This window comes from Sphaerothrix gracilis Ecp01 (assembly GCF_030405905.1).
Taxonomy (GTDB): domain Bacteria; phylum Cyanobacteriota; class Cyanobacteriia; order Phormidesmidales; family Phormidesmidaceae; genus Sphaerothrix; species Sphaerothrix gracilis.
Map to the genome: position 1 here is coordinate 23,553 of NZ_JASATW010000002.1, position 15,200 is coordinate 38,752.

The 15,200-nt window shown below is 53.8% G+C and carries 12 protein-coding genes; 4 read left to right on the plus strand and 8 right to left on the minus strand.

Features of this window, described 5'->3' with window-relative positions:
* Positions 1–160: 160 nt before the first annotated feature.
* The 3 genes from QJQ48_RS01900 to QJQ48_RS01910 form a co-directional block, all read right to left on the minus strand.
* Positions 161–1,009 carry a GGDEF domain-containing protein gene (locus tag QJQ48_RS01900; protein ID WP_346289496.1) on the minus strand — a complete coding sequence of 283 codons (849 nt, stop codon included), beginning with the start codon at positions 1,007–1,009 and terminating at the stop codon, positions 161–163.
* A gap of 175 nt (positions 1,010–1,184) precedes the next feature.
* On the minus strand, positions 1,185–2,663 hold the full coding sequence (locus QJQ48_RS01905) for an alpha-amylase (protein ID WP_346289497.1): 1,479 nt from the start codon (positions 2,661–2,663) through the stop codon (positions 1,185–1,187).
* 170 nt (positions 2,664–2,833) lie between these two features.
* The gene (locus tag QJQ48_RS01910; protein ID WP_346289498.1) at positions 2,834–3,544 is read right to left on the minus strand and encodes a DUF1003 domain-containing protein; all 711 of its coding nucleotides are present in this window, start codon (positions 3,542–3,544) and stop codon (positions 2,834–2,836) included.
* Between the two features lie 443 nt (positions 3,545–3,987).
* On the opposite strand from QJQ48_RS01910, the gene QJQ48_RS01915 reads away from it, so the two are divergent.
* A complete protein-coding gene (locus QJQ48_RS01915) occupies positions 3,988–4,380 on the plus strand; it encodes a DUF2267 domain-containing protein (protein ID WP_346289499.1) in 393 nt (130 codons plus the stop codon).
* Between the two features lie 136 nt (positions 4,381–4,516).
* Here the strand turns inward: QJQ48_RS01915 and QJQ48_RS01920 are convergent, their stop codons facing one another.
* The 5 genes from QJQ48_RS01920 to tilS all read right to left on the minus strand — a co-directional run bounded on the left by QJQ48_RS01920 (position 4,517) and on the right by tilS (position 13,041).
* The gene (locus tag QJQ48_RS01920; protein WP_346289500.1) at positions 4,517–4,927 is read right to left on the minus strand and encodes a YraN family protein; all 411 of its coding nucleotides are present in this window, start codon (positions 4,925–4,927) and stop codon (positions 4,517–4,519) included.
* 75 nt (positions 4,928–5,002) lie between these two features.
* A complete protein-coding gene (gene dnaG, locus QJQ48_RS01925) occupies positions 5,003–6,934 on the minus strand; it encodes a DNA primase (protein ID WP_346289501.1) in 1,932 nt (643 codons plus the stop codon).
* Positions 6,935–7,123: 189 nt separating this feature from the next.
* Positions 7,124–7,765 carry a beta-carboxysome protein CcmP gene (gene ccmP / locus QJQ48_RS01930; protein WP_346289502.1) on the minus strand — a complete coding sequence of 214 codons (642 nt, stop codon included), beginning with the start codon at positions 7,763–7,765 and terminating at the stop codon, positions 7,124–7,126.
* A gap of 84 nt (positions 7,766–7,849) precedes the next feature.
* Positions 7,850–11,827: a response regulator gene (locus QJQ48_RS01935; RefSeq protein WP_346289503.1), complete on the minus strand. Its 3,978-nt coding sequence runs from the start codon at positions 11,825–11,827 to the stop codon at positions 7,850–7,852.
* A gap of 230 nt (positions 11,828–12,057) precedes the next feature.
* Complete coding sequence (gene tilS / locus QJQ48_RS01940) at positions 12,058–13,041, minus strand: tRNA lysidine(34) synthetase TilS (protein ID WP_346289504.1); 984 nt, start codon at positions 13,039–13,041, stop codon at positions 12,058–12,060.
* Positions 13,042–13,136: 95 nt separating this feature from the next.
* On the opposite strand from tilS, the gene minC reads away from it, so the two are divergent.
* The 3 genes from minC to minE all read left to right on the plus strand — a co-directional run bounded on the left by minC (position 13,137) and on the right by minE (position 15,163).
* The gene (minC, locus tag QJQ48_RS01945; RefSeq protein ID WP_346289505.1) at positions 13,137–13,928 is read left to right on the plus strand and encodes a septum site-determining protein MinC; all 792 of its coding nucleotides are present in this window, start codon (positions 13,137–13,139) and stop codon (positions 13,926–13,928) included.
* A 46-nt stretch (positions 13,929–13,974) separates the two neighbouring features.
* Positions 13,975–14,772 carry a septum site-determining protein MinD gene (gene minD / locus QJQ48_RS01950; RefSeq protein WP_346289506.1) on the plus strand — a complete coding sequence of 266 codons (798 nt, stop codon included), beginning with the start codon at positions 13,975–13,977 and terminating at the stop codon, positions 14,770–14,772.
* Positions 14,773–14,833: 61 nt separating this feature from the next.
* On the plus strand, positions 14,834–15,163 hold the full coding sequence (minE, locus tag QJQ48_RS01955; RefSeq protein WP_346289806.1) for a cell division topological specificity factor MinE: 330 nt from the start codon (positions 14,834–14,836) through the stop codon (positions 15,161–15,163).
* The last annotated feature ends 37 nt before the right edge of the window (positions 15,164–15,200 follow it).

Below are 15,200 nucleotides of genomic sequence, written 5' to 3' on the forward strand. Positions count from 1 at the left end.
AGTAGTTTCATGGAGCAGATCGCTAGCCTGCGTACAGATGCCTGGATTTCGGCTCCTTGGTCAGTCTTTTTGCAAACTGCTGCAGATCCCGGCTCAGGTCGGCACATGGCTGCTGCAGCGGTTGCAGTCAGGACCGAATCAGTCAGCCGAATAAGCCAGTTTAGCGATTCAGGATTTCACATCGCAGCTTATTTTTGCCGCTCTGCTTGACGGTATACATGAGCTGGTCGGCTTGCTGAATCAGGCTTTCTGCCGACTGAGGCAGTGTCATGGCTGTCAAAGCGCCAATGCTGAAACCCACGGCCCACGACTGGGACAGACTGAGCTGGTTCAGCTCTTCGTGTAGACGGCTGAGGGCTACTTGGGCCTGAGCATGCTCAATCTGGGGCAGCAGCAGGGCAAATTCATCGCCACCCAGCCGAGCCACGACGTCACTGGTGCGTAGCGAGGTAATGATCTGCTGGGCGATCGCCTGCAAGACGCGATCGCCTTCACTATGGCCGAGGCGGTCGTTGACCTGTTTGAAATCATCAAGATCGAGGTAAGCCAGGGTGAGCGGATAGCCGTAGCGGTGGGCACGCTCACATTCAGCCTGCAGGGTTTCTAAAAAAAAACGGTGATTCAACAGACCCGTGAGGCCATCAGTCCGGGCCCAATACTTTTCCCGCTCGTAAGCCTTTTTTTGAGCTGCTAGCAGATAGGTCACAATGACAAAAAAGCCGAGTCTAACAGCCGCATTCCAGTAGGCTAGCAGCGGTGAGGTATAGGTCTTAGCGACAATATCTGCTTGGAACCAAAAGATGGTAGAAAGCGCTGCCACTGAGAAACCAGCTTTGATATTGATATACCAAGCCGCCAGGGCAATGGGTGCGAGATAGAAAATTGACAGCGCTATGTCTGTCTGCACAAAGTAATCCAGGCTGCCAATTAGCAGACACAGCATTAGGCTAAAGCTGAAGATGAGTAACTGCGATCGCGTCTCTAACCAGTTCACTAAAGCGGCAAACATGCAAATAAGGGAAAACACAGAACTGCATTTTCTTACTTTCTGGGTGAATTTACGTGATCGGCGATCGCAAAATTAACTGACTAGATTTGAGTCTACGTCCTCAGAGCGGCGAAGAAAGCCCTTGGAGTCCGCTCTGAGGACGTATAGGATATTACCTGCTGGCTAAAGGCTAGTTCTAGGACTGCGGTACCCAGACCGAAACTGAACCTGCCGGACAGCGGAAGTCTGCCCAGCCCTCATCGTTTGTCGTAATCGGCTGATCGATGTGTTCAGTAATGTCTACGTAAGAGGTGTTGGGCTGGCCCACTTCCATCCACTTCGAGCCTTCATCGCCATTGCTGAGAACAACAGCCATACCGCCAGGATGTTCCTCATCCCCCAACCGTGTCCAGCCAATGGTATTGGCGTGATCAAAATAGTCATACTGATCGCCATAGGCATAGGTCTGGCGGGCATACAGGAACTTGTCGATCAACCATTGATGACTGTCTAGCCAAATTTCGTACTCGTTGCCGTCATTCCCCGTGTCTTTGTAATGCGCTCCGTAATAGTCGGCGTAGAAAATGCAGGGATAGCCATCGCGGCGCAGCAAAATCAGGGCATAGGCCAGCGGCTTGAACCAGCCTTCTACAACGGACTCCAGCGCCTGCAAGGGCTGTGAATCGTGGTTATCGACCAAAGTAACGGCCAAAGCAGGCTGCTGCTGTACCAGCGTGTTGTCGAAAATCTGCCGCATATCATAGTCATTCCCGGCCTGACTGGCTTCGCTGAAATTGTAGTGCAGCGGGGCATCAAACAGGGCCACATCGCCACCCGTCACCTCGATAAAGTGATGCAGAGCTTCAATCTCGTAAGACCAGTATTCACCGACTGCAAACAGGCTATGTCCGGCATGGCGACGGCAGTGATTCAGCCAGTCAGGAAAAAAACCGGCCCGGACGTGCTTAACTGCGTCAAAGCGAAAGCCGTCTACATCAGTCGTATCTACATACCAGGCTCCCCATTCCTTCAGTGCTTCCTGCACCTCGGAATTTTCCATATCAAGATCGCAGCCCATGAGGTAGTCAAAAACGCCTTTCTCTAGGTCTACGTTGTCGTCAAATGACTTGCCTTTAAGCAGATAAACGGCGTCTTCGCCATCGTTGTAGGCGTTGTAGTCTACGGCATCAAAATGCCACCAGTGCCATTCCATATCGGAATACTTGCCTTGGCGACCGGGAAACGTGAAGTGAGTCCAGACCTGCGCTTTTTGGTATTCTCCAATCACCTGATGACGGTTCTCTGGGTCGAAGGGTGTCACCTCCACCTCTTCAGCCTCGTCTGCGCCCATCATGTGGTTGAGCACAACATCGGCATACACCCGAATCCCTGCTGCTTTGGCCGTTTTGATGGCGCTGACGTACTCGTCCTTGGTGCCATACTTGGTGCGAACTGATCCTTTTTGATCAAACTCACCTAGGTCGTAGATGTCGTAAACGCCATAGCCAACATCGTAGCCACCGGCTGTCCCTTTATAGGCTGGTGGCAGCCACACAGAAGTAACACCCGCCTCAGCCAGAGATTCGGCTTCTGCGGCTAACTGATTCCACAGGCTCCCATCGGGGGGGATATACCAGTGAAAGTATTGCATCATCACGCCATTGGGTGCAGACATGACAAAACCTCTCTCCCAAGGAGACTAAAAAGTATTCGTAAATAGAAAGGGGTCAATCAGCTAGATTGCAACGGGTTAGCCTTGGCGGAGCGTACGGCTTTCATGGCTGATCAAAAGTAATGTGACATAAATTTAACTTTTCTCTATCGTTCTTCAGAACGATTTACGGCTTATTTTGATTCAGACGTAGAATCGGCTGCGGCTGCTTGCGAAACAGTGTCGGCTAAAGTTTGCAGAATCTCCTCGGCTGCAGTGCCCGCTTCTCCATCCGTTGGCGCTGGTAAAATCTCTTCTTTGGCCGAAACTTGTTCTAAGTTTTCCTTCAGAATGTCTAGAACGACCTGGGGATCGGCTGATTTTTTCATGATTTCGGCTTCCCAATCATAGCGATCGCGCATATTGGGCAGATCAGAACGTAGTTCTTCAATTAGCTGAATCAGCTTGGCAGTTTTTTGCTCGGTTAAAAGGTTGATTTGCAGGCTCAAATGCGATCGCTGCTCGGCTAGCTGATCCTGACGGGTCTGCCGTACTAAAACGCCTGTTGCAATCAGCAGCGAGGCCACATCTACCCCCATCTCCTGCAGGTCAAACTTGAGCAGGTTCCAGGGCAAGGGATCGGGGCCGAAGCGGCTGAACAGCCACCAGCAGACAAAGAAAATAAGCTGAAAATAGAGAAACTGGGGCTTGCCAAAAATAGTGGCAACTCTCTCTAAGATCCGTTCATGGAACGGCGCACTGCGTTCCTGCTGGGCCTGTAAATTGATAACAGTTTCAATATTTTTGACCACTTGCTGGGGCAAGGGATATTTTTCGCCGTCAATATACACCGCGCCTGAAGCTGTTTGAATAACTGAGGATGAATTAGAAATACTAGAGTCCACGCCAAGGGCATTTGTCTTATCTGCTCAAACCATAAACGATAGAAGTGCGGGTGCAAAGAGTACTAAGACAGAGATTGCAGACTTAAACAGAGGCTCTTACCCAGTAGCCGACGACAAGTCCGCCAATTGAAGGACCGGGAGTAATCCTTTTGAATGATGAGGCTTGCCTAAAAATTTTTTTACGGTATTAAAAGCCTGTCTGCTCAAGCTTTCAGCCATCGTAAGTAGACTGCCTTATGTGTTTGTAGGGTGGGCAAAGCCCGCCGGGCATGGCTGCGCTAAAGCGAAGCGTGACCCATGCAGGCGTTGGTTTATTACCTCCGGCAAGGCTACGCCAACGTTCCTCAACCGCAACCTACAAATGCTTATTTCATTTATGGCAACCTGTTTGGCTAGAAAAATTGCTAGCGACAGGCTAAGTAAATACAGCACCAACTTCTGAAATGAAATATTCTGAATTTCTCGACAAGACTCAGGCTGCAAGTCAGTTTAGCTCTGCTAAAGAGACGGAAAACTTTATTCAAGCGGCTTTTGAAGTTTTAAGTAACCGAATTTACGGCAACGAGGCTAAAGATCTAGCTTCTCAGCTACCCGAAGAAATCGGCCAGTACCTGCGCGGCCACGAAGACGAAAACGGCACCTACATGGAGCTGCAAACCTTTTATAGTCGTGTGGCTGAGCGGGCGGGTCTGAGTCCTCAAGCAGTCCCTCAAAAGCTGCGAGGGCTATTCTCCGCGATTCAGCTAGCCGTTACCCCCGGCCAGTTTGATCACCTCAAGGTGAATCTGCCAGAGGAGTACGCCGACTTGTTCCCAGCACAGTCTGCTAGCGTTTAAGACTTTGGGCCGCAGGCCAAACCGAATGCTCGGCTAGAAGAGAGACGTAGAGAGTCAGGAAAATGCTTTACTGCCTAGTTCCCTGCTCTCTCTGTCTCTGTTTTTTCCTAATCCAGCCTGATCACGAGCTTGGACGTCAATCAAAAGCACCAACAATGTAATCCTGCAAAAATAGCCGGGATGCCCCATTCCGTTGGCCAGCAGACCGACAGCCTACTAGCGCTACGTCAAAGCGACAGGGACAGTCAGCCCATTGCGGATGATGCGCTAAGAACAGACGGGCACTTTGCCAAAGCTTGGCCTGTTTAGCCTGGGTGATAGCTAGCAGACCATTTTGATCCCAGTTGCCACGACTGCGGGTTTTCACTTCTACAAAAGTAAGCTGGGTTGTAGACGGCGATAAAGCCTGATAGGCGATCAGATCGAGTTCACCCCAGCGGCAGCGCCAGCGACGATAGAGAATTTGCCAGCCTTGCTGCATTAGCCAGTTTGCCACTAGCTGCTCACCCTGCTGGCCTAGCTCTGCCCGTGAGAGAGAATGTGCCACCCCAATCTGTCCTTAGCGAAGAATAGACTCAGGATGGACAGACTCAGCCGCTGAGTAACGGTTTGGCCTGCTGCCTCAGCCCTCTGCATCATCGAGGTGGGTGTAGAATTCGCCAATCCAGGGAAGCTGCGCTAAGTCGGCAAAGGTGACATAGCGCTGGCTCTCTAGCTCCTGAATCCGCTGCTTTTCTGCATAAATTTGCTTTTGGTAATAGGCGTGCTGGTCGGGGGTGAGGGTACAGTCTTTCTCAGACCACAGATTGAGAAAATAGCGATAGCGCTTTTCGCACATATTCTTTTCCATACAGGCGATCGCGGCCCTCACCACTAGCGGCCCGCGCAGGATATCGCGCTGCGTTTTTTCATCTAGCTGCAGCAAATGATAAGACTGGCCTAGGCGCGGCTCTTCCACACAGCGATCGCGAAGCTGACGCAGATCGGCCGCTGGCAGCAAAGCCTGAATCTGTCGCCACAGAGCGCGGTGATGGGAAAAACTAAACTGCAAATCTCGCTCGTCTAGAGCCTCTAAGACGATGGGCCGGTGTTCAGCGCTATGGAGAAAAACCCGCAGCAGGGCAGCTTCTGCCTGCTCTAAAGCCCCGGCACTCCAGGATTTAGGTGGATCAATGTCAGGCTTGGACTGGCTGGGCGATCGCCGCTGTCGCCGCACCTGTACCATCAAGTTTTCGGCCAGCAGAGGAAAGATGCGGGCATCTCCCTGGCTAAACAGCTCGGCGCAGTGGCGAATATAGTGGGTACGAGTGTTGGCATTGGCAATCTCGCTCAGCAGCGACACCACCGCCTGGGTCGCCTGCTGAAACTGGTCAGCCTGTCGCAGATTGACCCCCTGCAAAAGCTGCTGAAGCTGCCAGTCTAGCCACAGCGGCGCGGCGGCAACTAAAGCCTGATAGTCGGCGGCTGAGTGACTTTTGAGGTATTCATCGGGGTCTTTGCCGGCGGGCATGGTCAGCACCCGCAACTGCACGTTGCCCTTGTGGGCCATGTCTGCCGCTTCCCCAATGGCCCGCTCTGCTGCCTTGACGCCTGCCGCATCGGCATCAAAGTTGAGCACCACCTGCTTAGATTCGGTATAACGCAGCAGCAGCTTCACCTGAGCCGCGTTCAGGGCGGTGCCCAGAGAGGCAACAGCGTTGGCAATTCCGGCTGCGTGCAGGGCAATCACGTCAAAATAGCCTTCTACCACGACGGCGCAGTCCGCCTTGGCGATCGCCGCTTTGGCCTGACTAAGGCCGTAGAGTGTCCTACCCTTGTCGAATAGCTCTGTTTCCGGCGAGTTGAGATATTTAGGCTGCTCGTCTCCGAAAGCGCGACCGCCAAAGCCAATGGTGCGGCCCTGAGCGTCCTGGATTGGAATCATCAGGCGATCGCGGAAGCGATCGTAATAGCCGCTGCCTTTCTGGCGCGGCATGATCAGGCCCGTTTTTTCAACCAGCTCTGCCGGATAGCGCTTTTGCTCTACCAGGTAGCCGTAGAGGGTTTGCCAGCCTCCCGGCGCGTACCCTAGCTGAAACTGCTGAATCGTTTCTGTTTGTAACTGTCGTTGCTCTTGGAGGTAGCGCAGGGCGGCTTCGCCGTCGGGGCGATGCAGGGCGTGCTGGTAAAACTTAGCGGCGATCGCCAGAATTTCAAAGAGCTGTTCCCGCAGAGAGAGCTGCTGCTGCAGAACCTGTCGCTTGGCCGGCTCTAGGGTTTTAACGGGTACCTGATAGCGACGGGCTAGATCTAGCACCACATCGGCAAAGGGGCGCTGATTCAGCTCCATCAAAAATTTAAAGACATTCCCTCCGGCCCCGCAGCTAAAGCAGTAGTAAAACTGTTTGCTGGGGCTGACGCTAAAACTAGGCGACTTGTCATCGTGGAACGGACAAAGCCCAACAAAATCTTTGCCCTGCTTTTTCAGCACTACCTGCTCTGAGACAATATCAACCAGGTCAGAACGATCCCGGACTGCTTCAATGGTATCGGGGTGCAGGCGGGGGACATCCATAGGGCGATCGCCAAAAACAGCTAGCTAAAACGCTACCGCTAGCGCCTCTGCTGCTCAGGGAAGATTATTTAACGCTAGGCTTAGTATTCTAAGGCAGCAACTCAATAGCTGCCAAGAGAGATTGGGTCAAAGTTTGGGCGGCGCTTAAGCTATCTCAAATTTTAGTGCAGATGCACTAGGTTAAAGCGTCTATTCGTTTTTCTGCTGGCTGTCCTGAGAGCGCCCTGGCAGGTTTTCAATCGCGCCTAAAACCGCCTCTTGGGCCGCTAGAATATCGCGCTCTTCCCCCCCTAAATACAGCCGACCAAAGCTCCCCACTGCGTTGATAGAAAGAATGTTGATGAGGGCGGCTTTTTCAGCTTCATTGGCGGCGAGGGAGGCATAGGCAGCAGGTTCCACCTCAAACACGTAGAGAGTTTGTCCGGCCACGATCATGTTGCCGCGACGGCTGCGGTTAATCAGCTGAACGTGGTGGGGATCTAGATTACGGATCACCTGACTGGAGACAATACGCGGCTTCAAGCAGTCTGTACTTCTCACCTCTAAGGCATCTAGAATAGCGCGGCTGGCCGCCCGCACCTCTCCCTGTTTGCTGGAGTGAATTTCTAGCAGACCGTAGAGCCGCTCCACCATCAAAATGCCGGGGCGCACCGCAGCTGACTTCAGCGCTACGTCTGTGATCCGGTTAATTTCAATGCCGGGGGAAATCTCAATCCAGAGCGAGGCATCACCGGGCAGCGGCAAAAAACCAATGGCGACGGTGCCCATATAGGCTGCATGCTGGGGCTGCAGATTATCAATGTATACGTAGCTGCGAAGTTCAACGCCCAAGATTGCCAGCCTAATGCACAAACAGGCTCAAGTATACGGTTAAAGGGGATTTGACGCTAAGAGATTTGCTATCTAGTAGGCAGCTTAGCGCCCACAGGTAGCCGTGAGCTGCAAAATTTTCTCGAACTGAAAATCATGAATAAGCTGCTCAAGTCCAAGCCTGAGCGTTCTTTGCTCAGCCGGGATCTGCTCAATGAGCTGAGCTACTGCCACATCATCGCACAGTTCTGCGGCGCGCTTGACCTGAGCCACCCAGTCAGCGGGCATTGTCTGAAAGCTGGCTGTCGTCAGTTTGGGCGGGACAACTGACGCGCTAGCCCTATGGGCATCCTCTTCGCGGCTGGCGTAGCGATAGCGCAGGTGCAGGTGATTGGCCATCTTCAGGAATAGATCCTGCATCCGAAAAGGCTTACCCAGAAAGTCATCACAGCCTGCGGCGATGGCGCGCTGGCGATCGCGCGCCATCGCGCTAGCGCTCAGAGCAATAATGCATGTGGCTGGGTTGCTTCCCAAAGCCGCCTCCTGCTGGCGAATCCGGCGGGCCACCTCATAGCCATCTATCTCCAGCATCCGTAAGTCCAGCCAGATTAAATCGGGCTGCCAGGACTGCCAAAGCGTCAAGGCTTCATGACCGCTGGCCGCATCTTTGACCTGCAGGCCCACCGTCTCTAAAAGCTGTCGCAGCATGTAGCGATTCTCGGACTGATCGTCAACGACCAAAATGCGATGGTCTTTTTGCCCAGGTTCAAGGCCGATAACGGTCGGCAGTTCAGCGATGATGGTTCCAGTAGCTACAGGTGCGCTGAGATAGAGGCGGAAACAGCTACCGTGACCCAAAGCACTTTCCGCCGTTAGATGACCGCCCATCAGTTCGGCAAAATGACGGCTGATCGTCAGCCCTAGCCCCGTTCCTGCCGTAAAGCCTTGGCCGAGGCTGGTTTGCTCAAAAGCCGTAAAGATGCGCTCTAGATCTGCGGCAGCGATGCCGACGCCAGTATCGACAACTTCAAAGCAAAGCCGGACTGTTTTATCGGCGTTGCTGAGGGCTGTTGGCTGCTCGGCTGGCGGGCTGAGCGATAGGAGACGCAGCGAAACGCTGCCTGCAGGCGTAAACTTGATGGCGTTGCCAACTAAATTAATTAGAATCTGGCGCAGTTTGTGAATATCAACTTCGATGTAGCGAGTGACATCGCTGGCCTGCCAGGTGGTCAGCGTGAGTCCTTTGCTCTCGGCCTGCTGCTTTAGCATGGCAACCACTTCCTGCATCAGGGCTGCTAGGTCACAGCTCTCTGGCTGTAGGGTAATATGGCCTGATTCAATTTTTGAGAGGTCTAGGATGCTGTTGATCAAATCCAGCAGGTGAGCACCGCTGCGATTGATAATGTTTACCTGCTTTCGCAACGTGTCGGGAAGTTGGCGATCGCGGGTAATTACCTGAGCCAGCCCCAAAATTACATTGAGGGGGGTTCTCAGCTCGTGGCTCATATTGGCTAAAAACAGACTTTTGGCCTGATTGGCCTGATTGGCGGCAGCGGCGGTCTGTTTCAACTGCAGTGTTTGCTGCTGTACCTGGGCGAACAGCTCTGCCTGCTGTACGGCTACGCCGAGCTGATTGCTAGTTTGCACCACAATGTTCATATCAGATTCCTGCCACTGACGCGGATGGCGATTCTGATAGACCGTCAGCCAGCCCCAGAGCTGGTTGCCCTGCCATATAGGTGCGGCAATTGAGGCTTGGGCCTGAATTTGCTGCAAAAAGAACTGCTGGCTAGCCGGTAGCTGCGCTTGGGAAGCATCTTCAATGCAGAGGCAGAACTGTTCCGGGCAGTCTCCCTCGCGCTGACCTGACTGCAGGCGACTGTCAGCGACGCTGGCCTGCTGCCTAAACCGTTCCACGGTAGGTTCCTTCGCCGATGACAAAGCCTGGCGCAATTCTGCATCCGCTGAGAGGACGGACATCCATCCTGGCTCTAGAGACTCTGCCACAAACTGACCGCTGCCATCGTCTGCTAGCTGATAAAGAACAACGCGATCGCAGCGTAAAACCTGACGCAGTTCCTCCACAGTGGTGGCAAAAATTTGACTAATATCAAGTGTTTGCCGCATGTGCTTGATCAAGCGGGCCATAGCCTGCTCCCGCGCTAGTCCCTGACGCAGGTCGTGCTCGGCCTGCTTGCGCAAAGTCACATCTTCAAACAGGTAGAAATAACCATAGCGGGTCGCCTCGCTACGGACCTGACCATAAATCCGCCGCAGAATGCGACCGTCCTTGAGGGGCAGTTCGTCTTCAGTCACGTCAGTGTCCGGATGGGCAGGCGTCGCGGTCGCCAGCAGCTCCTCCAAGTCAGTAAGTTCAAGGCACTGTAGCAGCAGTTCCTTGTCGCTGAGTCTGCCTGCGGCTACGTCTGCTGCCAGTGCTTCCAGCCGCCAAATTTTAAAGAACTGACGGTTGACGGCCAAGACCTCGTGGGTCTGGGGATCGGCTACTAGCAGGCCCATTGGTAGGGCCTGATTGAGCGAGGCCAGCAAGACCTCGCGCCGCCGCAGCTCGGCTTCTATGCGCTTGCGTTCAGTAATATTGCGCACCATTACCAGCAGGCGATCGCTGGGCAGCGGCACGACGCGGATTTCTTCATCTACTGTTTGTCCCGCAATCTTGAACTGATGCTCGTAAATTTGCATTTTGCGAGTGGCACTTGCCCGGGCAATCGCCTGCATTTGCTTTTGCGCTAACGCAGGTGGTAGCAGATGATCAACGGTAGTGTGCTTGTCAGACAGCAGACCGCCAATGAGAGGGGTCACATTATGTCCTGGAATGTGATCTATGTAGTGACCGTCCGCATCGGTGTAGATCAGCAAATCAGGAATGGCCTGCAAAATTAAGCGATTTGTGGCTTCGCTAGCCTGGAGAGCGGCTTCTGCCTGTTTGCGATCGCTGATATCCTGCACGATTGCCATGTCAGCAAAGGCCTGTCCAGCTTCGTCATAAACCAGAGAGAGGGTAATGCTAGTCCAGATGGGGGTACCGTCTTTGTGAAAATAGCGCTTTTCAAAGGTGAAGGAGGGCAAATCGCCCTGGTAGAGCTGCTGCAGCTCGGTGCTGTAGATGGCGATATCTTCCGAATTGGAAACTTCCTGATAGGTAAGCTGCAGCAGCTCAGCCTCGCTGTAGCCTAGAAGCTGACAAAAGCTTTCGTTAACGCAGAGAAAACGGCCAGTCCTGAGATCTGCCTGATTGATACCGACCGCAGCTTGTTCAAATACGGCGCGAAACCGAGCTTCGCTTTGCCTAAGAGAGGCTTCAGCCTGCCGCTGGGAGGTGATGTTATGACTGACAATCAAAACAGAGGCGACCTGCTCGTCAATTAGTTCCGGAATTAGGCGGGCCTGCCAAAAGCTGCTGGCGGGCTGACCGGGATAGGTAAAGCGCAGCGTATATTCCTGCTGGGTTGAAAAGACCTGCCCCATCGTGGCTTCCCACAGGTCTACTAGATCTTGAGGAAAGCCTAGCTCTCGATTCGTTTTGCCAATGAACTCGGCGGGAGCAATGCCGGTAATCGCTTGAACAGCAGGGTTGATATAGCAATAGCGGTACTGGCGATCGAGGCGAGAGACAACATCAGGTGAATTTTCGACCAAGGCGCGAAATTCTCGTTCTCGCTGATGTAGCTGAGTGGCTGACTGCTCCTGCTGCCGGCGGCGTAAATGATGCTCTACTTTGGCAATGATTTCGGCTGTGACCAGGGGCCGAGGCAGGTAATCGCAGCCACCCACCTGCCAGAGTCGTTGGCGATCGAGATCGGTAGTCAGCGTCCCGATGAAAATAATGGGCAGGTGGGTGCTGCTAGCGCTGATCTGCTGACAAAGCTGATAGCCATCAGTATCAGGTAGCTGCGCGCTCAAAATAATAAGCTGCGGCTGAGTCTGCTGTAGATAACTCAGCGCTGACTGCGCCGTCGGCAGCGACTGGACTTCATAGCCTACCTGTGAGAGCGCATCGGCTACAAAGTGGGCCTCAGAATCGGGATGAATAACCGTCAGAACTGAAAGAGTAGAAGCCATAATGAGGTCTTCGTCTTCTATGACGCAGGGGGGCAGTAAGAGATAACAAAAACAAGTAAATTCCTGCTCTCGATTTAAGGCTAAGGGTCAGTGGTTGAACAGTTAAGTGACCTGGTAAAACGGGTTCCTGGGTATTGGTATCGTGCCCAATTTCAGCAAGAGGGGCTGTGATTCTGCTTCGAGTTTAAATTTTGTAGCGCTGCGGCGCTAGTTAAAAGGTCTGAGCTTTATCAAGGTCTCTCAAAAACAATCCAGTCAGCCTCTACCCGCCCATGAAATCCGCCTGGCAGGGAATCGCTTTGACTGCGGTTGGGGGCATCTATCAGCTTCACTAGCTTCTCAACGTGCCAAAAATTTGGCTGACTGGGCATGACCTGTTGCAGTAGTTTGCGAATGGCTCGCCGCTGCAGAGCCAGATGACTCTGCTGCAGCGTCGGCCGATGAATCCGCCAGCTGGGCGGCTGGGAAACTGCCGCGATCGCTTTTTGATAGATTTCCTGCGTCATCGCATCTAGGTAATCTGTTTCCGCCGCTAAGATTTCTGCCGTCTGAGCCAGCGTCTGCTCGACGCGAGGATTAAAGTGCCGTTGTAGGTAAGGCAGCACTTCTAGCCGCATCCGGCTGCGGGCGTAGGCCAAATCTATATTGCTAGCGTCAGCCCAAACGGCAATCTGCTGCCGCTGGCAAAACTGCCCCGTCTCTGAGCGTGTCATGCCTAGCAGCGGTCGCACCAGGTCAATCTCAGGCGCTAGTGATCGCTGCCAGGTTAGACTCTGCAGCCCGTCTAGGCCGCTGCCGCGCACCAGATTGTACAACACTGTTTCGGCCCGATCGCTAGCCGTATGCCCGGTGACGACGGAGGCGCACTGCCGGGCCTGGGCGATCGCAGTGAGGCTCTGGTAGCGCCACTGCCGCGCTCCGTTTTCTCCTTGAGGTACCGTTGTCGCCCGTTCTACCACCAGTGGCACCTGCCAGCGCTCGGCCACCGCCGCGACAAATTCAGCATTGCCCACATCTACCTCCCAGCGGTGGTCACAGTGAGCCGCCGTGAGCCGCCAGCCCCACTTGGGCTGTAAATCTAGCAGCAACCGCAGCAGGCAAAGGGAGTCTTGCCCGCCTGAAACTGCAATCAGCAGTGGACGCCGGGCCGGGAGCAGCCGCCGCGATCGCAGGATTTGATGTAGACGAGCATGAAGCGGAGTCCAGTCAGCCATAACTGCCAAAACAGTTAAAGATCTAGCGGTGGTCGGAACGATCTGGTCTAATATGTGTGTTCTGTAGGGGATGACTTTTTGCTAACTGCGATCGCATGACTTCAGACGTTTCACCCACGCCGATTACCCAACTGGCTCCAGAGTGCGAGGAGGCGGGTGCCCTGCCTCAAGTTCGCTTCAAAAGCGAAGGGGGACGCCTATTGCTGCTGTTGCCACCGGAGACAGATGCCTCTCAGCCTGCTGACTGGGAGGAACTCTGGCTGCAAATCAAGCAGCGGCTCAACGGCGGCGATCGCTTTTGGCAGCCCCAGACAGCGGTACATCTCGTCGCCCGCGATCGGCTGCTTGATGCTCGCCAGCTCCAAGCGATCGCTGAAGCTTTGGCTGAGCAGCAGCTTTCCCTGAGGCGAGTTTACACCAGTCGGCGGCAAACAGCGGTGGCTACGGCCACTGCAGGCTACTCGGTAGAGCAGCAGGCTGGCTTAGCTCACCTATCGCAGACGGCTGCCGATACAGGGCAGGCTCTAGATGAGCCGCTCTACCTCCAGAATACGGTGCGCTCTGGCATGGAGGTGCGGCACCGAGGCACGATTGTAGTGCTGGGGGACACCAACCCCGGCAGTATTCTGGTCGCAGACGGGGACATTTTTGTGTGGGGACGGCTGCGGGGCGTCGCCCATGCGGGAGCAGGGGGGAATTCTCAGTGCCGGATTATGGCGCTGCACCTAGAACCCACTCAGCTCCGCATTGCCGATAAGGTGGCGCTGCCGCCCTCAAAAACCCCTATTCGCTATCAGCCGGAAGTAGCCTATATTGGAGCGAGCGGGATTCATATCGCGATCGCGGCTGACTTTGCTCGGAACTACCTGGGCGACTTATCCCGTTAATGGGAGTCTACTTGGAAACTGTTGAATTCTCATCGCGATAGTTTATATGACGCGCATTATCGTTGTAACCTCTGGCAAAGGCGGCGTAGGCAAAACCACCTGTACGGCTAACCTGGGCATGGCGCTGGCTAAGTGCGATCGCCGGGTAGTGGTGATTGACGCCGATTTTGGCCTGCGTAATTTAGATTTGCTTTTGGGCTTAGAAAATCGGATTGTCTACACGGCGATCGATGTTTTAGGCAAGCAGTGCCGCCTTGATCAGGCTTTAGTCAAAGACAAGCGTCAGCCCAAGCTCGCGCTGCTGCCAGCGGCTCAGAATCGTTCCAAAGAGGCGATTACTCCAGAGCAAATGAAGATTTTGGTGGATGCGCTCAAGCCCCACTATGACTACATTTTGATTGACAGTCCCGCTGGGATTGAAATGGGTTTTAGAAACGCGATCGCCTCGGCTGAAGAAGCCATTATTGTCACCACGCCGGAGATCTCAGCGGTTCGCGATGCTGACCGGGTCATTGGTCTGCTAGAAGCCAACGACATTAAGCGACTGCATTTAATTGTCAACCGCCTCAAGCCAGCGATGGTGCAGGCCGATATGATGATGTCAGTCCAGGACGTGCAGGACATCTTGGCAATTCCGCTGTTGGGGGTCATTCCTGACGATGAGCGCGTGATTGTCTCAACTAACCGGGGAGAACCGCTGGTTTTAGAGGAAAAGCTGTCCCTAGCTGGTCTGGCATTTGCTAACATTGCTCAGCGGTTACGGGGAGACAAGGTACCTTTCCTCGACCTCAGCGCTCCCCACGACGACCTGTTTTCTCGGCTTCGCCGTTTATTTCGCGGCTAGTGCCTGCGATCGCCTTTGATATCTGTGTCCCTTAACTAGATTTCTGTAGTCGGCAATGTCCATCCTCAGCGAACTTCTAGAACGTCTGTTTCCCAAGACTTACTCCGAAAGTAGCCGCTCTGAGGTGAAACGCCGCCTACAGTTTGTTTTGGCCCATGACCGGGCCGATCTCAGTCCTGAAATGGTTGAGAAAATGCGGCAGGAAATCATCGAAGTGGTGTCTCGCTATGTCGAAATTGATGCGGATGGCTTAGAGTTTTCTTTAGAAAATGATCAGCGAGTCACAGCCTTAATTGCAAGTCTGCCAATTCGCCGGGTCAAGTCTGAACCAGAGGCCGCGCAGACAGGCTCAAGTCCCGGTGTCACGGGTGATGCGCCTAGTGCCTCTTAGCAAGGACTTACAGGATAGACAAAGCCTGCCCATCTGA

Bases quoted from the DNA above. Each gene is read 5' to 3' on its own strand.
- QJQ48_RS01900 (WP_346289496.1), bottom strand. From the start codon at position 1,009: ATGTTTGCCGCTTTAGTGAACTGGTTAGAGACGCGATCGCAGTTACTC.
- QJQ48_RS01905 (WP_346289497.1), bottom strand. From the start codon at position 2,663: ATGTCTGCACCCAATGGCGTGATGATGCAATACTTTCACTGGTATATC.
- QJQ48_RS01915 (WP_346289499.1), top strand. From the start codon at position 3,988: ATGAAATATTCTGAATTTCTCGACAAGACTCAGGCTGCAAGTCAGTTT.
- dnaG (WP_346289501.1), bottom strand. From the start codon at position 6,934: ATGGATGTCCCCCGCCTGCACCCCGATACCATTGAAGCAGTCCGGGAT.
- QJQ48_RS01935 (WP_346289503.1), bottom strand. From the start codon at position 11,827: ATGGCTTCTACTCTTTCAGTTCTGACGGTTATTCATCCCGATTCTGAG.
- tilS (WP_346289504.1), bottom strand. From the start codon at position 13,041: ATGGCTGACTGGACTCCGCTTCATGCTCGTCTACATCAAATCCTGCGA.
- minC (WP_346289505.1), top strand. From the start codon at position 13,137: ATGACTTCAGACGTTTCACCCACGCCGATTACCCAACTGGCTCCAGAG.
- minD (WP_346289506.1), top strand. From the start codon at position 13,975: ATGACGCGCATTATCGTTGTAACCTCTGGCAAAGGCGGCGTAGGCAAA.